Below are 20092 nucleotides of genomic sequence, written 5' to 3' on the forward strand. Positions count from 1 at the left end.
CTATGCGGAGCTCCGCATAGTATCGATTATGCGGAGTTCGGGATTATGCAGAGTCTGAAGTCTGTCACGCTGTTTGGCATCATGAATAGCTACCTTTCTTGATCGGCGACTCGCCCTGCACTCCGCATAATCCCATGGTCGCGAATCTACAACGATTTCAGAAATTTCAGCAGTTCATCGTCCGGCTGAAATCGCATCGAGCTGTTCTTGACCGGCTGGAGAGCGGCGAGCGTCGCCTCTTTAAGTTCAAGGTTCGCTGTAATGTAGAGGTGCGTTGTTTCGATACTTTCGTGACCGAGCCACATTGCGATCAGCGTAATGTCGACGCCGGATTGAAGAAGATGCATGGCTGTCGTGTGACGTAACGTATGCGGCGAAATCCGCTTTTGCACGAGTGATGGACGGGCTGAAGTTGCTCGAATAATCGCCTGCTTCAGTCGCTTTTCCACCCCCGAGCGTGTCATCATCGCGCCTCGAGCGTTGGGAAACAGCGGTTGCGATGGTCGCAGCCCAGTTCCCTTGATCCACTGGCCAAGCGTCTTTGATGTTGATTTCCAAAGAGGTAACAGCCGCTCTTTTCGACCTTTGCCTTGAAACCGAAACGTTCCACTTGGTTTCAACGTCACATCCGACACTATGGCACTCACGACTTCGGAGACCCGTGCCCCCGTGTTGTACATCATTGCAAGCAGAGCTCGATCACGCTTTCCGCTCCAGGTGTTTGCGTCCGGCGCATCCAAGATAGCTTCCATTTCATCGCGGTCCAGAAAGCCGAGCACTTGCCGCGATGTCCGTTTTGATGGAATGGCGAGGATGCTCTCCATATCACTTGAGATAAGTGGTTCCTTCCAACGAAGGTACCTCGCGAAGGCACGAATTGCCGACAAGCGTTGGTTGCGAGTTGAGTCGCTGCATTTCTTAGTCCGCTGCAGGTGGCTGAGAAACGCCACAACATTCTCCGCGGAGAAATCGCTTGCGGTGATCGCTCGCGGCGCAAGGTTTTTCTTATGTTGAAGGTAAGTCAAGAAGGCGCACAGAGCATCGCGGTATGAATGTACCGTGTTGAGACTACAGCCACGGTCCTGCACTAAATGCTCACCGAGAAAATGCTGCAGATGACGTGGGATATCGGGTCCAGATTTTTTCATGACTCGCCTCCCAGTCTAGCGCGTTTGATCGACGATTCGCTCCGTTTAGAGCACTGCTGCATCAAGATCGGTACGGAACTGAGATACCAGTACGTTGAGGTCAGCGTTGCGTGCCCCAGATAGACCGACAACTCATGGACTGCGTCATCAATGTTGCAATCTTCTTGGTATGCTCTGAGAAGATGATTGCACGCGAAGGTGTGTCGCAGATCGTGCAAGCGAGGTTTACGTCCGTTTTCAGGATTCAGATTCGCTCGCTTCAGCAGTTGATCGAACGCGCATCGCATTGTTGTGTAAGGCAGGTGCCCACCGCGAGGTGATCGGATGAATGGGTCAGCTTGATCCGCATTGCCGAACTGTCGATCCCTCGCGATGCGATAGTTCAACAAGCTGATTCGCGCCGAGTCGGACACCGGAACGAGACGCATCGGCAGGTTTTTGCTGTGGCAAACCCTCAAGACCCCCTCATCGAGATCCACGTGCTCATTCTTCAGTGCCAACACTTCGCCGATTCGCATTCCGGTGCACGCCAAAAGCCCGATGACGGTGGCGTTTCTCAGACCCGTCATTGGATCACGTTTGAAAGACGGAGCGTACGTCAGGCACGTGCCCAACAACAGCGATATCTCTGCCGGGGCAAAGATGTATGGTGGGATACGATCATAACTTCTACCCAGCAGACCGCGCATCGGGATTTCGGTACGATCGTCAAAGACTGCGAGGTAGCGGGCCAGCGACCGGACGACATCCAATCGTTTCGCATGGTAAATTCGCTTCTTTCCTTTGCAATTGGTCGCCCACTGAAGCGCGACTTCGACCGTAAGTGGCCTCCCCGCAGCGTGATTGTCGGCGTACTGACCGAATGACCTCAACAAGTACGCCTCTGAGTGAATTCGATACCCCAGCGAGCGTCGGTAAGCAATGTATCGTTCGACGAGTGAAGACATCGCGAGTGTTTTCTTGCTCATACTGTCACCTCCGGCCACTCACCTGCTACACGACGAAGCGCTGGTAAATCGACCTGTGCATACAGGGTTGTCGTTTGCAAGGAATGGTGCCCAAGCACATCTGCGATTGACTTCAAGCTTTGTCCCTCATGCTTCAAACATGTCGCCATCGTGTGACGGAGAATGTGGGTGCCACGATTCGGTCCGGTAAACCCAGCTCGTTTCCATGCAACTGAAACCATCCGCTTCAGAGATGCTGCCGATGCAGGCTGACCAATTGGATGCGTGTGACGCAAGAACACATTGCGGTGCGGAGTTGCGGGGCGACCCTTTCGCAGATAATCGGCGATGGCAACACCTGTTCGATCCGGCAATGGTAAGTCATAAGGTCTGCCGCGCTTGTGGTTTGAAATCCGAATCGTCCCATGGGTCCAATCAATGTCATCCAATCGAAGCACAGCTACATCGCCGACCCGTACTCCTAAGTCCATCATGCAAAGAATCGCGGCATAATTTCGCCTACCAATCTTGGTGGATCGGTCAACCGCTTGTAGCAGCTTTGCAGCATCGCCATCACCCAGCCATTTCGGCGACAACGCCATTCGATTGCTGCGGACGACCGGTAAACACTGTTGTAAGTTGCTGGTGCAGATCCCATTCATGCGGAGAAATCGAAAGTAGGCTCGCAATGCCGCACAGCAATTCCGCTGCTGACTTCGATGCGGCAAGCCTGTCACATATTTGTGAACACTTTCGGCTGACAGTCGCTTCATCGAAATTTGGCAATTGCCAAACATGCTTCTAAAGAACAACAACAATCCTCGTTGGTGATGTTCGACCGTCCCGCGCGCTAAACCTCGCTCAGTTCGGAGGAACTCAGAGAAACGTTCAACCTCCTTCTCAGCAAAGCTGGATGAAAGTCTTGGCGGATGCTTCTTCCGGACCAACGAGAGAACGTTGTTGACAGCCGAAACCGCACGCTTTCTCCGCGGACTGTTTGCGTCCGGAGAGACTGAATCGAAAAACTGCACGACATGGTCGTCAGAGATTGAATCGATCTTAACTCTCTGACATTTTAGCCAGTCGCCAAATGCGGCGGAGTAACCCAATGATGCTCGTGCGTACTTGAAGAAGTAACCTTGGGCATGGAAGTACACGGCAGCCTCGTTGAGGAACGCCGACAGGTGATTGCTTTCCATCGCGGCAAGCCGCTTGGGATCGCGAAAATAGAAGCTCAACATAATTACCAACTCCACAAATCAGGGTGCGAGCAGATCAATGTGACCCGCGGGTTGGCAGATTGTTATGCGGACTCACAAACTTGAAAAATCAACGTTTTTCGGTGCATAACCGACCAACTCTGCATAATCCCGAACTCCGCATAATCGATACCGAAGGCGATGTCGTTGGCGTTCATTCGTGTGTCTCCAAAAGGCGTGTAATTCGTTTCGTTGACACACATGAGCCATGCGTTTCGAGATACCTCAAGCGAAGTCCGGAAGTAATGTTTCAGTAATTCCCAGGTTTCTTTTCACCCGCACACGCCGCCACTTCTGGCCCAACGTCGCCGGCCCAAACATGCGGCCGACGATGCCAAACATGCAAACAAACGCGACAGTCGCCGACGTGTGCGGCGAGTCGCGAACCAACCCACGGATCCCGTCATGGAAGGCAAACGAGAGAATGTTGACCCCACGAAACTTTCGGTCGAGCAACTTTCAAAGTTGTTGAGCAACGCGTACCGCCAGCGCGTTCCAGAGAAACAAATCGCCGCCGACCTAGAAGCCGGTGCACCGACAAACGTTGACGGCACGATCAACTTGGTCGTCTACACCGCTTGGCTTTTACAGGAGATACACCGTGGCGACTGACCCGCGACGAATGAAACCGAGCGAGTGCTGCCGAACGCTCAATAGCACGCCGCTCGGTGAGGTGATTAACGAACGCCAGCTCTATCGCTATCGAACGCGAGCTGGCAATCGCATCGGAGACGGAACGCACGTTGACCTTCTCCGGTTTACCGCTTGGCTAGTCGAAGAACGCCACCGTCCGAAACCGCCGGCCGACGAGGATCCGTACGGCAAGGTCAAAGACAAAGCCCGCGCCCGCAATGCAGCGATCGCATTGGCCGGTCGCGACATCGGTGACTTGCCAGTGATCGAGGATCCGCGGCGAAAAGCGAAGGCCGCCAGTAGTTTTCGATACTTTTGCGAAGCCTATTTCTCGCTGACGTTTCATCTGCAATGGTCGCCGGATCACTTGAAGGTGATTGAGCGCATCGAAGAAGCGGTCGTTCGTGGTGGTCTGTTCTCACTCGCGATGGCTCGCGGTAGTGGAAAAAGTTCGCTGGCCGAGGTTGCGTGCATCTGGGCAGTGCTAAACGGTTACCGAGATTTCGTATGTTTGATCGGCAGCGACGAAGGCCACGCATGCGACATGCTCGACTCGATCAAAACGGAACTCGATGCCAATGAAATTTTGTTGGCCGACTACCCGGAAGTCTGCTTTCCAATTCAGGCGTTGGACGGAATCTCAAACCGAGCCAACGGGCAGCTCTATCAAGGCAAACGCACGCAAATTGGATGGACGGCGAAAGAAGTTGTCCTGCCAACCATCGCTAACAGCAAAGCGAGCGGTGCGATCATCAAAGTTGCCGGCCTGACCGGACGCATTCGTGGAATGAAGTTCAAGCGGCCCGATGGACGAACGGTTCGACCTTCGTTGGTCGTGCTCGATGACCCGCAAACGGACGAGTCGGCTCGTTCGCTTTCGCAATGTGCCAACCGCGAAGCGATCCTCGCCGGCGCGGTGCTCGGACTCGCCGGCCCAGGTAAAAAGATCTCGGGCATCATGCCCTGCACGGTCATTCGTCCCGGCGACATGGCCGACAACATTCTCGATCGCGACAAACATCCGGAATGGAACGGTGCGCGAACGCGAATGGTGAACTCATTTCCAACAAATGAAACGCTATGGGAACGCTACGCAGAAATCCGTGCCGAGGGTTTGCGCGCCGGCGACGGAGGCGCGGCCGGCACCGAGTTCTATCGTCAAAACCGCGATGCAATGGACGAAGGTGCCGACGTTGCCTGGAAGGAACGTTTCAACCACGACGAACTGTCGGCGATTCAGCACGCGATGAATTTGAAACTACAAGACGAAGCCGCCTTCTTCGCCGAATATCAAAACGAACCATTGCCGGAAGAACGCGTCGATGCCGACCAACTCACGGCCGAGCAGGTCGCTGGCAAAATCAACGGACTCGAACGACGCTGCGTTCCGATTTCGGCGAACCATCTCACCGCGTTCATTGACGTGCAGCAAAAGCTTTTGTTCTATGTGGTCGCCGCCTGGGAAGACGATTTCACGGGCTACGTTCTCGACTATGGAGCGTACCCTGATCAAAGCCGAGCGTATTACACGCTTCGCGATGCACGCCACACGCTGGCAACCGCCGCGGATGGCACGGGACTCGAAGGCAGTATCTACGCCGGCCTTGCATCACTCACCGAAGATTTACTCGGCCGTGAATGGCAACGCGACGATGGCGCGGCAATGAAGATTGGCAGGTGCTTGATTGATGCCAACTGGGGACACTCGACGAATGTGGTCTATCAATTCTGCCGGCAAAGCCCACACGCTTCGATCCTATTGCCTTCGCATGGTCGATTCGTCGGTGCGTCCTCGAATCCATTCAGCGAATACAAACGCCGCCCCGGCGACCGCGTTGGTTTGAACTGGCGAATCCCCAGCGTCCACGGGAAACGTGCAATCCGACACATCATTTACGACACGAACTGGTGGAAGTCGTTCACTCACGCGAGACTCGCGGTCGCAATGGGCGATCGTGGTTGCTTGTCCGTTTACGGAAACCAGGCCGAAACGCATCGCATGTTCGCCGAACAAATTACTGCAGAGTACTTCATCAAAACCGAGGGCCGCGGTCGGACTGTTGACGAATGGAAAGCCCGACCCGAACAGCCCGACAACCACTGGCTCGACTGCCTCGTTGGTTGTGCCGTCGCCGCTTCGATGCAAGGCTCGCTGTTGTTTGGCACCGATGTGGAACCAATCCGCCGACGCGAGCGAGTCAGTTTCAAAGAGCTGCAAAAACGAAAACGGAACTAAATCAAGCCTTTCTGAATATTCGCGTACAAGTCTCGCCTCCCACGGCATAGGTAACCAGGGATGAAGCAATGTTTCTAATCAAACGCAAGCCATGCCTGAAGAGTTGAAAGATGTAATCCGTGAGAACGCTGCGGGGCCTGCGAAGGCTTCGGGGGATGCGGGGTCGGTTGAGCAGCACAAGCTGACGGAGCAGATTGCTGCGGACAAGCATCTCGCTGGCAAGGACGCGGTTCGCAAACCCAATCGCGGTTTGCGTTTTAACAAGATCGTGCCGCCTTCGGCTGGCTGATCTTTCTTTTCGGTTCGCGATGAGCACAGGGCTGCCGGGGACGGCAATAGGATTACAACACGGATGTTGAAGATGTTGTCAGGGATTATCGAGCAAGCATGGCGCGGCGGAGCTTCCCGCTCTTCATCCGCGCCGGGACGCTCGCCCCGGCAGCCCTTCTTTTCGCGGCTTCGTGCGAAGTACGACGCCGCGAATACCACGCTCGACAACATGAAACATTGGGCGCGAGCCGATGGTTTGTCGTCAGCTGCAGCGAATAGCCCCGATGTGAGGCGAACCCTTCGCAATCGGTCGCGATACGAGGTCGCCAACAACAGCTACGCTCGCGGGATCACGCTGACCCTCGCCAATGACGTGGTTGGCACCGGGCCGCGTTTGCAAATGTTGACAGCGGATGACGCTGCAAATCGCTTTGTTGAACAAGAGTTCTTCGCCTGGGCCGAAGCAGTTGGATTGGCCGAAAAACTACGGACGATGCGACTCGCCCGCGTTTCGGATGGCGAATCGTTTGGTTTGCTGACCAGCAACGAACGCGTCGACGCGACTGTGAAGCTCGACGTGCGATTGATCGAAGCCGACCAAGTGGCCTCGCCGACGTTGGTAGCGGACCGAACACGATACATCGACGGAATCCAGTTTGATACCGACGGAAACCCGCTCAGCTACGACGTGCTTCGCGAACATCCTGGCGATGTTACGTTTACGATCGACGAAGAGTTTGACACTGTGCCGGCCACCGCGGTGCTTCACTACTTCCGCTGCGATCGGCCGGGTCAGATTCGCGGTATTCCCGATATCACGCCGGCGTTGCCTCTATTCGCACAACTTCGTCGCTTCACACTTGCAGTACTTGCGGCTGCCGAAACCGCGGCTGACTTTGCCGGCATCCTCTACACGGACGCGCCGGCCAATGGCGAAGCCGACGCGGCCGAACCATTCGAGCCGATCGAACTTGAGAAGCGCATGCTGCTCACGATGCCCGGTGGCTGGAAGATGGCTCAAATGAGGTCGGAGCAACCTTCGACCACCTACGCAGAGTTCAAGAAAGAGATCCTCAACGAAATCGCTCGTTGTTTGAACATGCCCTTCAACGTCGCTGCCGGAAATTCTTCGGGCTACAACTACGCGAGTGGGCGTCTCGATCATCAAACCTACTTCAAGTCGATCCGTGTTGAGCAAACCCAACTCGCTCGCGTCGTTCTGGATCGCGTTTTGAGTGCTTGGCTTCGCGAAGCCATTCTCATCGAGGGCTATCTGCCCAACTCGCTTCGCACGCTCGATTCGACGTTCGAGCACCAATGGTTTTGGGATGGTCACGAGCATGTGGATCCCGCCAAAGAAGCCAATGCCCAGAAGATCCGTCTCTCGAATCATACGACCACTCTGGCCATCGAATTTGCGCGGCAGGGGCGTGATTGGGAGACGGAACTCAAACAGCGTGCCAAAGAAGTGTCGCTGATGCGTGAGCTTGGTCTGTCGGCCAGCGATGAAACTGAAACCAATCCCTCAACGAAGGTCACGGAAGACAATGCCGAAGACACAGCACGCGCCGCTTGAAGCCGACGCTGAATCCGTCCCTAGTTCGCTGCGAATCGTTTGTGATGACGCCGCGACGATCACGCTCGCCGCGGCCGAAACGCCAGAAGAAGGCAAGCCGTCGCTGCGTAAGTTTTCGATGACCGCGTACACCGGCGGTGCGATGCGGTTGGGCGGTTGGCCATATCCGGTTGTCGTTGACTTGGCTGGCATGCGAGTGACTCGCAAGTCGCGACCGATCTTGAAAGACCACGATCGGGGCAGCATTGTCGGACATACAGACGACATTGCGATCACCGACAAGTCGCTCGAAGTCGCCGGCGTCATTTCCGGTGTCGGTGCGACCGCGCAGGAAGTGATCGCGACCAGTGAGAACGGATTCCCTTGGCAAGCATCGCTGGGGGCGAGTGCCGACAAGGTTGTCTTCATCCCAGAAGGCAAGACGGCGAACGCCAACGGTCGCGAGATCAAAGGGCCAGTCTATGTCGCTCGCAAGTCCACGCTGGGCGAGGTTTCGTTCGTCGCTTTGGGTGCTGACGACGACACCGAGGCTCGCGTCGCTGCCGAAAACTACGCCGACGGTGATGACCCCAGCGACACGGATGAAGACACCGACGACCTCGAACCCGTCAACGCAAGCTTGAACATGAGCACGAAGCCAAAGTCCGGAAGCAAAACAGCCACCGCTTCACCGGTGAATGACATGCGAGCTGAGGCCGCGGCGGAATCCCGTCGCATCGCAGGTATTCGCAAAGTCTGTGCGGGCAATCACGCCGATATCGAAGCCGACGCGATCGAGCAAGGCTGGTCCACCACCAAAACGGAACTCGCCGTGCTGAGAAGCGAACGCCCCAAGGCTCCCGAACAGACGCAAAACTCACCACGCTACAGTCGCGAGGTCCTCGAAGCTGCCGCCTGTCTGTCGGTCGGCATCGAAGAAAAAACGCTGCTGGCCAGCTATGGCGAAAAGACGCTCAACGCCGCCAACCCGCTACGTCACATCGGCTTGCGTGAACTCGTCGCCGAGTGCGCTCGGATGGAAGGCATCGACGTGCCTCGCGTCTTTGGCGATGGTACGGCAACCATTCGAGCGGGTTTCAGTTCCATGAGTCTACCCAGCATCATGGAAAACGTCATGAACAAGACGTTGCTGGCCGCCTATCAAAACACGCCGATCGCCGCGTTCGATCTTTGCAGCGTCGGAACCGTCACCGATTTTAAGGAGGTGGCTCGATACCGTTTGCTTGGCACTGGCGGGTTTGAGCAGGTTGCTCCCGATGGCGAATTGAAACACGGCAAACTGTCCGAACAGAAGTACTCGAACAAGGCTGACACCTACGGTCAGATCCTTACGCTGACCCGGCACGACATCATCAACGATGACCTGTCGGCGTTCATGGATATCCCTCGTCAAATGGGACGCAGTGGTGCCGAGTCCATCGACGACTTGTTCTTCACACTGCTGCTCAAGAACGCCGGATTCTTCTCGTCCGCCAACGCCAACTTGCTGCAGGGAGCGGACACTAAGTTCGGCCCGGATGCACTGACCGTTGCCAAGACAACCTTCCGCAAGCAGAAAGCTGGTCCTGGCGGCAAACCCAAGGATCAAAAGCCGATCAACATCCGGCCTGAGTACTTGGTCGTTCCGGTGGAGTTGGAAACCGAAGCGGAACTGTTGATGGGATCGTCGCAGTTGATGATCGACGCGCAAGGGTCGCCGACGAAAATCCCTGTCGATAACCCGCACCGCAACAAGTACCGGATCATCAGCACACCGCATCTGTCGGACAGCTACTACCCCGGTGCCAGTGCTGCCGCGTGGTATCTCTTTGCGAATCCGCAGGTGCTGCCGGCGTTCGAGATCGTGTTCCTGAACGGTCGTCGAACGCCAATCATCGAGCGAGTCGAGATGCCTCCGAACACGCTCGGCATGGGCTTCCGGTCTTACATCGACTTTGGTGTGAACAGCCAAGACCACCGAGCCGCCGTGAAAGTCGCCGGCGAATGATCGCCTGTCGACGTTGACCTTCTTCTTTCACCGTAAACACAAAGACCCATGCAAGCTCAATTCATTCACGACGGAAAACAAGTCGACTTCACACCCGACGTCGATGTCCCTGTTGGATCAATCGTCATTCAAGGTGATTTGGTTGGCATCACCAAACGTGATCTGAAGGCCGATGTTCTCGGCTCGATTGCCGTGGAAGGCGTGTTCGACATGCCCAAGGACTCGGCCGATGCGGAGACCTACACCGCTGGACAAAAAATTTATGCAACCACCGACGGCATCGTCACTGATGTGCCCGATGGATCGGTGTTGCTCGGCAAGGTCGTTGCTGACGCCGCGCCGACCGACAACTTCGTTCGCGTTCGCCTGAGCCAGTGATGACCACCTGTGAGCAACCCCATCATCGCACCCGTCGGGGCGATCTACGTCCACGAAGGCGTGACGGTCCCGATCGTTACCGACGTTGAGATTCCGGCCGGCAATGTCGTTGTCCTTGGCAAGCTGGTCGGCGTTGCCAAGTTCGGCATCTGTGCCAAATCTCGCGGCAGCATCACCGTTGCTGGCGTATTCGATGTGGTGAAAGACCCGACAACCAACATTCCGACCGGCACCATTCTTTACTGGTCCAAGATCAGTCACCACGTCATCAAGAACGCTTACGAACACTCGATGATCGGCATCGCGGTTGAAGACGCGCCACCGAGTTCGCTGACCGTCAAAGTCAAATTGATTCAGTAACCATCCCAACACGAGGTCCTCGCATGGAAGCGAAACTGCGCACGCTTTTCGTCGCATGCTTGCTGCTGATTTGCACAGGCTGTTTGCCGGAGGGCGATGTTCAAGTCCGCTCGCTTCCGGCACCTCCGCCCGAACAACCGATCGCCAATCTCCCCACTCAGTTGCATCAACGAAATTGGACGGGGCGTCTCAACCAAGGTAGCTGTGTTCACGCATCGCTGGTGAATCACCTTCGTTGGCTCAACGAGTTTGAACTCGGCGAGCGTTGGCGAGCAACCTACAGCGACGGTGAATGGGATTCACGATTGCGAAACCGACTTGATGCTGCGGACATCGACTACAGCTACACCGTCAAAGCGGATCCTCGTTTCCTTGACTGGGCAACGGCGACGCGGCGCGGTGCGATTCTGTGGTGGAAGCCGGCTCACTGCTGCACCTTCGTCGGCTGGGTCAATCGCGACGGCCGGCAATACGCAGCCATTCTCGACAACAACTATCCCGGCCGATTTGAACTCACACCGCGTGAACAGTTCGTGCGTCTTTGGGCCGGCTACGGCGGGTTCGCCCTGACGGTGATGGAAGACCCCGCCAGTTCCTTGCCCTACCGAAGCTACGAGGTCATTGATGAAAGATGAAATCCGAATCCGGCTGAGCGTCGGCCTGATTGTAGTCGCAGTGCTGCATGCGGTGATGCTCGGAGCGGTGTTCACGGCGTTGCACCGAACACCGGCGGCTAACACGAGCGATTCCTGGCGTTTGCCGCCGGCGCGGCCCACAAGCGAGGTTGGATCGCGAATCCAACAGTTGCCGCAACCTTCGCGTGTCAACTTGGAAGCACAGGGCGAGCTGAAACAGCAGTCTGGTTACTGCCCGCCCTGTCCGCCGAACACGATTCCCGCTGCGGAGCCGCATCGAATTGTGCAGCCCTATCGTGTGGTGCCAACAGCTCCAACGGTTCCAGCTCCGATCATCGTCACCCCCGCGTCGAGCAGCACGCGACCCGTGACGCCGCCCGAACAAGCGAAGAATCGCTATCAAATCGCCTTGTTCGTTGCCAGTGACGCCAAAAGCCAGCGTCTGCTTGACTGGTTCAACACGGACCCAAACCTGGTGAAGTTGAAATCGAAGTGTGCATTTCAGGTCTACACTGAATCCAATGCACTGTATCGAACGCGATATGCGGACATTGTCCCGGCAAATCAATTCCCTGTGGTGCTATTCCAGGACTCGACAGGCGGGCATGTTCATGCGGCCGGTCACACCATGTTGCCGTCAACTGCTCGTGAACTCTTCGACGATCTGCGTCACGGATACGAACTCTATCAACAAACGCGGCAGGCCCAACGAACCGGCGCGCTAAAGACGCGAGGCTATTCCTGGGACGCTGCGATCTCACCAACGATGCAGCTTTCGTCCGAAGACTGCCCCGATGGTTACTGCCCTATCGAACCCGTCGACAACACTTGGCGGCCGTTCGATCGGGATCGTGACGGCGACCGCGATCGACTCTTCGACCGAGACTCTAGTGGTCGCAACGCATTGATTTGGGCGGGAGCCGGTGAATTGGCCACCCTCGCGTTGATCTTTGTGGCGGTTCTGTTGCTCGGATTCATTCTCATCAAACGAGGCCTGTAAAACTCATGATTCTTGGAATTGCAACCGTCGTCGTCCTGGTCTTGGTCGCGTTTGCGATTTTGCCGGCGAAAAAGCGAGATCGCGACGCATCGACCCCGAACTTCGTTCAGTCCTTCACACGGCCAGCGAACTTTCGGCAACAGCAGCTTAGCGAAGAAGCAGAGGCGATCGCTGACGAATATCAACGTCGAGCTGATGAAGCCTGGCGTGAAGAGCTTGGCGCAAAGGCAACCGTCTTGTTTCAGACCAAAACGACAGCAGCATCGAAGCCCCGTAAATCGTGAGTGACATGCTGCATCGAGGCCAGTCTTGGTTAGCTGCAAAGCTGACCAAACATGCCTCGCGAGACGTGGTGTACCAGCGTGACGAAGTTTCCGTCGAACTGTCCGCCACGATTGGCAAATCAGAATACGAACAGGACGACGGCGAAGGCGTCATCACGCGTGCTCAAGTTCGAGACTTTCTGATTAACACGAAGGACTTGCTGCAATCCGACATCGGCACCTGGCCTCGCCGCGGCGATCGCATCCTCGAAACCGACGGTGACACGACATTCGTTTACGAGCTGATGTCAATTGGCAACGAGCCACCTTGGCGATACAGCGATCCATTCCGCGTCAAACTCCGCATCCACACCAAACTGGTTGACACGATCACATGACAGCAACGCCTGCAACCGTCATTCAAATTGCCGAAAGCGTCGTCGCGGAAATCAACACCGGCGACTTTAGCAAGACCAACCTCTCCGCTCAGCGACTCTACGTTCCCAACTTCGATCTCGAGGACATGAAGGAACTGCGAGTCACGGTTGTGCCTCGCGAGGTGGAATACCTCCCGCTCGATCGAGGATCGAACAAATACCATGCCACGATCGACGTCGCCGTCCAAAAGAAGTTCAGCAAGGGCGATGCCAAGGAAATTGACCCATTGGTGTTCTTTGTCGAAGAACTGGCCGACTACTTCAGGCTCAAACGACTCAATTCGTTCGTGGCAGCCCGCTGCGTTAAGGTCGAGAACTCAGTCCTGTACTCCTCCGAGCACTGGACCCAGTTCAATCAATTCACGAGCCTACTGACGTTGACGTTTGAGCTGGCGAAATGATGCACATCAGGGCTCGCGTGCGATTCACACCGGCCCAACTGAAAAAGAAGGTCAACCAAGCGACCTTCAAAAGCATGAATCATGCGGCCGGCACCATCCGGATGACCGCCAAACGATCGATCCGCAAACGCAAGAAACCATCCAACCCAGGATCGCCGCCCAGTTCACCGACTGGAATGCTACGTCGTGTGCTTCGCTACGAAGTCAATCGGGATCGCGGCGAGGCAGTCATTGGCCCAGTCAACGAGATTGCCGGCCGGCTGTGGAACCTGCATGAGTTCGGTGGCGTTGTCACGAAGCGACGCAAACTGAAACGCCATCGGTTTCGCGTTGGCGAATTCGGGCCGATCCGTGCAAAACAGCCCGGCAAGTTTGCCCGCATCAAACTGCTAACGATCGCCCAAGCCAGCCGAGCCACACGACTAATAGAAGAAGAGAACGAACGCCGCGGAGCCAGTAAACCACGCCGCTATCCCGCACGCCCGTTCATGAAACCTGCCCTCATTGCCAATCAAGCACGCCTGCCAAAGTTCTGGCGTGACTCGGTCAAATAGTCTCTCGACCACGGATGGAATCGAAACATGTCAGCAGAAGTGAAACTCGGTCTCGATGCCGTCCTGACGATCGACGGTGCCGAGATCAAGAACGTCAAGGATTTGACGGTCAATCTCGAGAAGGCCGAAGCCGACGCATCGACTCGTGACAACAACGGCTGGCGAGCCACAGTCGGCACTCTAAAAGACGCGTCGATCGAATTCACGGTGCTCAACAAGAGCGGCGACACCGCGTTTGGGATGCTGCAAGGACTGTGGAGTAGCGGAACGCCGACTGACGTTGGCATTTCGGATGCTGGTGGTTCGCTGACACTGACCTGTGAAGTCATGAACTTCAATGTCAATCAAAACCTCGAAGAAGTGGTGTCGGCCGACGTCACCTTGAAGCCAACCCAATCTTCGTCTGGCAGCGGCATGAACGTTGGTGGCGGAACGCCCTAAGTAATCCTCGGAACGGAACTCCATGCAGAAATTCATTGATCGTCGTGGTCGTGTCTGGATCGTTGACATCGACAATACGACGCTTCGCCGCGTGAAGGCACTCACCGACGTGCGATTGCTGGACGCGATCGACGGCGACCTTGTCACGCGACTTTCCAGCGATCCGTTGTTGCTCGGTGATGTGTTGTTCGCGATCTGCAAACCGCAAGCCGATCAACAAGACGTTGACGACGAAGCGTTCGCCGAGGGACTGGCGGGCGACTCGATCGACGAAGCCTGCAAGGCATTGGTGGATGCGTTGGTCGCGTATTTCCCGGAGTCCCGCCGCCGCCTTCTGCGGAAGGCGGCCGACAAGCAGAAGATGATCGAGACGCGGGGATTGGAAGCGATCGAGAAGCGACTGGACGATCCCAATCTGGTGGACCGGATTGTGGAGGACCTGGAACGCAAGCTCGCGGTGCAGACATCGAGCGACTCATCATCCGACTCGCCGGCATCATCGGAGTCGACCCCGGACCACTGACGCTTCGGCAACTCGTCCAAATGGCCGAAGCGAAACGCCAGCACGATTGGCACATCGCATCGAGCGTCATGGCACTGACGGCCGAGATCAATCGCGATCGCAAACGTCGTCGAAAACCGTTTAAGCCCGATGACTTCAATCCCTACACGGTCACTCGACCGGTTCCAGTGAAAGCCACTGTTGAACAAGTCGCCCATCTACTCGGCGCAGTCTTCCAGCCCCGTGAGAACGAGTCTCCATGTCCCAAGTCCGAGCCGGATCCGCCTACGTCGAATTGCTGACCAAGGATTCAGCATTCGTCAAAGGTCTTCGATCCGCTCAAAAGCGATTGGAATCATTCGGTGCGTCAACGCGGTTGCTCGGCACCAAACTGATGGGACTCGGCGCGGCTGCCGCAACACCATTGGCCGGTAGCGTCGCAATCTTCTCCAACTTCGACGATGCCATGCGAGGCGTCGCCGCGATCACACAAGCGACTGGATCGCAGCTTGAATCGCTTCGCAATACGGCAAAGAAGCTCGGAGCAACCACCAGTTACTCTGCCAGCGAAGTCGCCTCGCTGATGACCGAACTCGGTCGCGCCGGATTCAAGCCGGAGCAGATCGAGAAGATGACGGCGGCCGTGATGAACATGGCCCGTGCGACGGGAACTGATGCGACGCAGGCGTCCGGCATCATGGCAGCGACGATTCGTCAGTTCGGAATGGAAGCCGGCGAAGCAACGCGGGTTGCGGATGGCCTGACCGCCGCGGCGAACAAGTCGTTCAACACGGTGGAATCTCTTGGCGAGGCTTTGTCCTATGCCGGCCCCGTCGCTGCCGATGCGAACATGAGTCTCGAAGAGACACTCGCGATCCTCGGTACGCTCGGCAATATGGGTATCCAGGGTTCATCGGCCGGTAATGCGATGCGTCGTTTGCTGACGATCAGTGCCGCCGAATCGGAGAAATTCAAAACCACATTTGGCGTCACGACCAAGGATGCGAAAGGCAATGCCCGATCACTCGTCGACATTCTCGGCGAAGTCGCTGCTGCAACCGAGAAGATGGGAACGGCCGAAAAGGCTGAGAAACTGAACGAGGTGTTCGGGCTGCTGGGCATCACCGCTGCCAGTTCGATTGGAAAGAGCGTGGCCGATACCCGCGAGTTGTATTCCGAGCTGCAAAAGGCTGGCGGGATCGCAGGCAAGACTGCTGAGGAAATGGAAGGCGGACTCGGCGGAGCGTTCCGAATCCTGAAGTCTTCCATCGAGGGCGTGGCGATTGCGATCGGTGAATCACTCGAAGGCAGCGTCACCACGATGGTGCAAGCCTTCAGCCGCGCCGCGTCAGGTGTGATCGAGTGGATCAACAAGAATCAGAAGATCGTCAAGATTGCCGCTGCGAGTGCCATCGCCATCTTCACGATCGGCGCGGCATTGTTCGCTCTTGGTTCGTTCGCTGCCGTTGCGTCGTTCGCGGTTGGTGGGCTCGCAACCATTTTCTCATTCATCGGTGGTGCCATCGGCGTCATCGTCTCGGCGGTCGGAATGTTGTTCACACCGCTTGGCCTTGTTGTCGCGGCGGTTGCAGCGCTTGGTGGCTACTTCCTCTACTCCACAGGAATCGCCGGCCAAGCAGTCGAGTATCTGAAAGGTCTATTTGAAACACTCAAAGCCGACACGCTCGCCGCCTTTGGTGCTATCGCCAACGCGCTAGCTGCTGGTGACATCACTGCGGCGACCGATGTGCTGTGGACCTACTTGAAACTCCAATGGGTCAAAGGAACGAGCTACATCAAAGGTATCTGGGCGGACTTCACTCAATATATCTCAGACGTGTGGGCCGACTCCGCCTATGCGATCGGGGATGTTCTCATTGGTGCCTTGTCCGGGCTCGCTGGCGTATGGAACAGCACGCTCGGATTCATGGCAGACGGTTGGACGATCCTCACGTCCGCCGTGCAGAAGGGTTGGAACAACACAATTGGGTTTCTTAAGAAGGGATTCCTAAAACTTCACGAACTCGTTGACATCGCCGGCGACGTATCGGTGCAGATCGGCGGAGTGCTCATCAACGCATTGGCCGGCGTTGAGAACGCTTGGGTTGAAACCGTCGATTATCTTGCCGACACATGGACCGTGTTCGTTGGTCAAGTGAAGTCAATGTGGAACTCGACCGTCGGATTCTTGAAGAAAGCTTGGATCAAGCTCAAAGGCCTGTTCGACGACGACATCAATGTCGACGTCGAAATGGCGAAAATTGACGCTGACACTCGAGCGGCCGATTCTGCCGAGGAACGACAACGCCAGCAGGCGATCATCGAGCGCCAGCGTCGCCGGTCCAAACGCAAGGAGCAGATCGAAGCCAACCGCGTAGAAATGCAAAAGGGCATCGCCGCACAACTCGAAGCGCGACGCAAGGCTCGCGAAGGTCAAGACATCGACGCCGACATGCGGGCGATCGACGATGAGACCGACGCAAAGAACGCGGTTGTCGATCAATCCAAGGAACAACAGCTCCGCGAAAACGATGCGGCGCAGAACAATCGCCAACAAATCATCGACGACACGACCGTCGGGGTGCAACGGACGCTCGATCAAATGCGAGCGGAAGCGAAAGCGGCACGCGAGGCTGGGCGACCAACCGTTGAAGATCGCAACAAGGAACGCGACGATCAAATCGCAACCGCGCAGGCCGAGTTCGATGCTGCGGTGCAACGAGCCAACAACGCGACGGCCCCTTCCGATGCTGAGCCGAAACCCGACGAGGCCGCTCCGCCGGAACCACCAGTCGCTCCGCCCAAGATACCTGAGCCCGGTTCAGTCGACATTCCCAAGGTCGATCTCCCCGGCATCGACGATCCCGAGTTGCAGCCCCCCAACGCGAAAGACCTACGTCTCGACCTGAACCCAAACGCTCAGGCAGCGATGGATCAGTTCGCTGACGGTCCCGAAACTGATCGAACCGAAGTCGCCGGCAATTTTGATGCGAGAGGTTTGGGGCTCGGCAGTGGAGCTTCGACGATTCCGCAACGGGCTCCTGAGCCACTCAAGAAGCTGGAGCCGATTGCCGCTGAGAACGATTTCGTAGAAGTCATCGTTGCGCCGCAGTTGAGGTTGGAGCCTGAACAAGCCGACGATCCGATCGTGAGCGGCGAGCAAGACAACAAGGTCATCGCCGACAACCAGGTCGATGTCCCGTTCGATCTGCCAGAGCCTATGAATCAGTCCGAGCCGACTGATCTGGAATCCTCACCGACGCTGGACGTTGCCGCGATTACCGAAGCATTCGCTTCCGTTGGACGTTCACTTGCGGCGTTTGACTCTGCGATCACAAACAGCACTTCGCAATTGCAATTACCTGCGACGTCCGGTGGCGAATTCAGCGAGGACATGAAACGTGCAATCATCCAAACCGCTGAGAACACTCGACGCCTTGTTGAGCGTTCGCAGTCGGGAGGATTGGTGTTTAGCTGATGTCAATATCTACTGGTGGATACGACTTCGAGGTCGCGGCTCTTTCCGAAAAGGCCTCACGCGGTAAATCACACTCCGACTTCACTTCTTATGTTGCGACGAATGGCGGGGCTGTCGATCCGGCCGCAGCTGCGAGTGCTTTGTATCAGTACTACAAAGCGAATCACAAGGAGCTGATCCCGTATCTGCAAATCGACTCGGAGTTCATCAACCAAAAGCATGCTCTGGTCAGCGTCACGATCAACAAGACCAAGCTCGATCCGGTTTCATTCAGTACAACGGGAGCGACAACCCATCTGAATCAGTCATTGCAGACTCGAGGCATCTACTCCGCGCCGGGGATCGCGGCTCCCGTCTATCACGGAGCGATCGGCGTCAGCGATTCTGGCGTTTCCGGAGTCGACATCACGGTTCCAGCGTTTGAGTTCTCCGTTCGCAAGAAGTTTGAGTTCGTCTCGACGGCTTATCTGCTTGCGATGGTGTCGATGACCGGCCGAGTGAATTCGACAGCGTGGTCAATCTTCTCTCCTGGCGAAGCGTTGTTTCTCGGTGGCGAAGGAGGCGAGGATGAGCAGAACTGGGTCGATGTGACTTACCACTTCGCCGCTCGTCCGAACGAGTTCGCGATGACGGTTGGAAACATCTCCGGGATCAGCAAGCAGGGTTGGGACTACTTGTGGGTTAAACACGGCGAGAAAGTGGTCGGCGATCGCGTGCTGCAAGTTCCTGAGGCAGCGTACGTTGAACAGGTCTATCACGGAGGAAACTTCAACGTGTTGGGGATCAGCTAGTGACCCGGCGCGTAAAACCAGGCGATCAGTTTGCGATCACCGCCGCTGAATACAACCGATTGCTTGTTGCTGCCGAAGCCTCTCATCGCAATCGGCTGCCAGGAGGAGGTGGTCCTCGCACGCATCTGCGAAACGCCGCAACCGTTCGCGTTCACAACCTATCGGCAACCACGGTTCCGATTGGCGGAATCGTCGGCTTTGAGTCGCCGCTGACCGATCCGACCGTCGGGCCAATGGAACTGGCCCGCTTTGTTCGCGACGCAACGATCGAGTGCGTGCGCCCGACCGAGGATGAACACACAGGTCGCGTTGGGGTCGCCATCGAACCGATCGCGGAAGACAAGGTCGGCCGCGTGGTGTTCGATGGCGTGGTGGCCGCGCGAGTCAACGTCGTCAAGACTTGGCATAAGTTTGCAGACGTTGGCGAATCGGCCGGTGACACGCTGCAATCGAAACCAGATGGATCGGCACAGATTCTGTGGCGACGTGACCTTAACCAACTCGGTGACCAATGGGCAGTCGTTCGTGTCGGGCGGCCTGCTGATCCGGTTTACCTTGTCGAGGTTCCGACCGGCGGTATCGCTGGTCGCCGAGGAATGCGGACGGGCAGTGCGGACTGCGACCTCTATCAACTCGATAAAGCGGGCGAGATCGAAGCGGTCACAGATCCGGCTGGGGACACAGTACGAATCACCGCTCGGAATCACTCGGCGCAGCGTATTCGCGGACCGATCGCCGATTCGCCGAAGCAATACCTGGAAGTGCAGTTCGACGGTCAACGATCCTGGGTGATCGA

The 20092-nt window shown here is 56.5% G+C and carries 20 protein-coding genes; 17 read left to right on the forward strand and 3 right to left on the reverse strand.

The genetic code is table 11. The features are described from left to right. Positions 1 to 146: 146 nt before the first annotated feature. The 3 genes from Mal65_RS06435 to Mal65_RS06445 are packed head-to-tail and all read right to left on the reverse strand — an operon-like array spanning position 147 to position 3336. Positions 147 to 1148 carry a tyrosine-type recombinase/integrase gene (locus Mal65_RS06435; RefSeq protein ID WP_145295023.1) on the reverse strand — a complete coding sequence of 334 codons (1002 nt, stop codon included), beginning with the start codon at positions 1146 to 1148 and terminating at the stop codon, positions 147 to 149. After that, positions 1145 to 2095 carry a tyrosine-type recombinase/integrase gene (locus Mal65_RS06440; protein ID WP_197137846.1) on the reverse strand — a complete coding sequence of 317 codons (951 nt, stop codon included), beginning with the start codon at positions 2093 to 2095 and terminating at the stop codon, positions 1145 to 1147. Before Mal65_RS06440 ends, Mal65_RS06435 begins: the two co-directional genes overlap by 4 nt. Positions 2096 to 2112: 17 nt before the next feature. Further along, the gene (locus Mal65_RS06445; protein WP_145295028.1) at positions 2113 to 3336 is read right to left on the reverse strand and encodes a site-specific integrase; all 1224 of its coding nucleotides are present in this window, start codon (positions 3334 to 3336) and stop codon (positions 2113 to 2115) included. Positions 3337 to 3759: 423 nt separating this feature from the next. On the opposite strand from Mal65_RS06445, the gene Mal65_RS06450 reads away from it, so the two are divergent. From Mal65_RS06450 to Mal65_RS06530, 17 genes are all read left to right on the forward strand, one after another. Beyond that, positions 3760 to 3966 (forward strand): hypothetical protein, encoded by a 207-nt coding sequence (locus Mal65_RS06450; protein ID WP_145295031.1) that lies wholly within the window; start codon positions 3760 to 3762, stop codon positions 3964 to 3966. Further along, entirely contained in the window at positions 3956 to 6223 is a 2268-nt protein-coding gene (locus tag Mal65_RS06455) for a terminase gpA endonuclease subunit (RefSeq protein WP_165701109.1), read from the forward strand. The genes Mal65_RS06450 and Mal65_RS06455 overlap by 11 nt, the downstream gene beginning before the upstream one ends. A 91-nt stretch (positions 6224 to 6314) precedes the next feature. After that, the gene (locus Mal65_RS06460; protein ID WP_145295037.1) at positions 6315 to 6512 is read left to right on the forward strand and encodes a hypothetical protein; all 198 of its coding nucleotides are present in this window, start codon (positions 6315 to 6317) and stop codon (positions 6510 to 6512) included. 210 nt (positions 6513 to 6722) lie between these two features. After that, the gene (locus tag Mal65_RS06465) at positions 6723 to 8069 is read left to right on the forward strand and encodes a phage portal protein (protein WP_165701110.1); all 1347 of its coding nucleotides are present in this window, start codon (positions 6723 to 6725) and stop codon (positions 8067 to 8069) included. After that, positions 8041 to 10056, forward strand: a complete 2016-nt coding sequence (locus Mal65_RS06470; RefSeq protein WP_145295043.1) for a phage major capsid protein — start codon at positions 8041 to 8043, stop codon at positions 10054 to 10056. Before Mal65_RS06465 ends, Mal65_RS06470 begins: the two co-directional genes overlap by 29 nt. A 48-nt stretch (positions 10057 to 10104) precedes the next feature. Further along, positions 10105 to 10434, forward strand: a complete 330-nt coding sequence (locus tag Mal65_RS06475) for a DUF2190 family protein (protein ID WP_145295046.1) — start codon at positions 10105 to 10107, stop codon at positions 10432 to 10434. 9 nt (positions 10435 to 10443) lie between these two features. Beyond that, positions 10444 to 10794, forward strand: a complete 351-nt coding sequence (locus tag Mal65_RS06480; protein ID WP_145295047.1) for a capsid cement protein — start codon at positions 10444 to 10446, stop codon at positions 10792 to 10794. A gap of 23 nt (positions 10795 to 10817) precedes the next feature. Next, positions 10818 to 11429 (forward strand): hypothetical protein, encoded by a 612-nt coding sequence (locus tag Mal65_RS06485; RefSeq protein WP_145295050.1) that lies wholly within the window; start codon positions 10818 to 10820, stop codon positions 11427 to 11429. Next, positions 11419 to 12429, forward strand: coding sequence for a hypothetical protein (locus tag Mal65_RS06490; RefSeq protein ID WP_145295053.1), 1011 nt, complete (start codon positions 11419 to 11421; stop codon positions 12427 to 12429). The genes Mal65_RS06485 and Mal65_RS06490 overlap by 11 nt, the downstream gene beginning before the upstream one ends. A gap of 5 nt (positions 12430 to 12434) precedes the next feature. Then, positions 12435 to 12713, forward strand: a complete 279-nt coding sequence (locus tag Mal65_RS06495; RefSeq protein ID WP_145295056.1) for a hypothetical protein — start codon at positions 12435 to 12437, stop codon at positions 12711 to 12713. A 5-nt stretch (positions 12714 to 12718) separates the two neighbouring features. Then, positions 12719 to 13090 carry a hypothetical protein gene (locus tag Mal65_RS06500; protein ID WP_449252304.1) on the forward strand — a complete coding sequence of 124 codons (372 nt, stop codon included), beginning with the start codon at positions 12719 to 12721 and terminating at the stop codon, positions 13088 to 13090. Further along, entirely contained in the window at positions 13087 to 13530 is a 444-nt protein-coding gene (locus Mal65_RS06505; protein WP_145295060.1) for a hypothetical protein, read from the forward strand. Before Mal65_RS06500 ends, Mal65_RS06505 begins: the two co-directional genes overlap by 4 nt. Then, the gene (locus Mal65_RS06510; RefSeq protein ID WP_145295063.1) at positions 13527 to 14084 is read left to right on the forward strand and encodes a hypothetical protein; all 558 of its coding nucleotides are present in this window, start codon (positions 13527 to 13529) and stop codon (positions 14082 to 14084) included. Before Mal65_RS06505 ends, Mal65_RS06510 begins: the two co-directional genes overlap by 4 nt. Before the next feature lie 27 nt (positions 14085 to 14111). After that, positions 14112 to 14525, forward strand: a complete 414-nt coding sequence (locus tag Mal65_RS06515) for a hypothetical protein (RefSeq protein ID WP_145295065.1) — start codon at positions 14112 to 14114, stop codon at positions 14523 to 14525. A 22-nt stretch (positions 14526 to 14547) separates the two neighbouring features. After that, positions 14548 to 15048 carry a hypothetical protein gene (locus Mal65_RS06520; RefSeq protein ID WP_145295068.1) on the forward strand — a complete coding sequence of 167 codons (501 nt, stop codon included), beginning with the start codon at positions 14548 to 14550 and terminating at the stop codon, positions 15046 to 15048. Between the two features lie 328 nt (positions 15049 to 15376). Next, positions 15377 to 18505: a phage tail tape measure protein gene (locus tag Mal65_RS06525; protein WP_231131296.1), complete on the forward strand. Its 3129-nt coding sequence runs from the start codon at positions 15377 to 15379 to the stop codon at positions 18503 to 18505. Then, a complete protein-coding gene (locus tag Mal65_RS06530) occupies positions 18505 to 19296 on the forward strand; it encodes a hypothetical protein (protein ID WP_145295074.1) in 792 nt (263 codons plus the stop codon). The genes Mal65_RS06525 and Mal65_RS06530 overlap by 1 nt, the downstream gene beginning before the upstream one ends. Positions 19297 to 20092 lie beyond the last annotated feature (796 nt).

Source organism: Crateriforma conspicua, from assembly GCF_007752935.1.
Classification (GTDB): domain Bacteria; phylum Planctomycetota; class Planctomycetia; order Pirellulales; family Pirellulaceae; genus Crateriforma; species Crateriforma conspicua.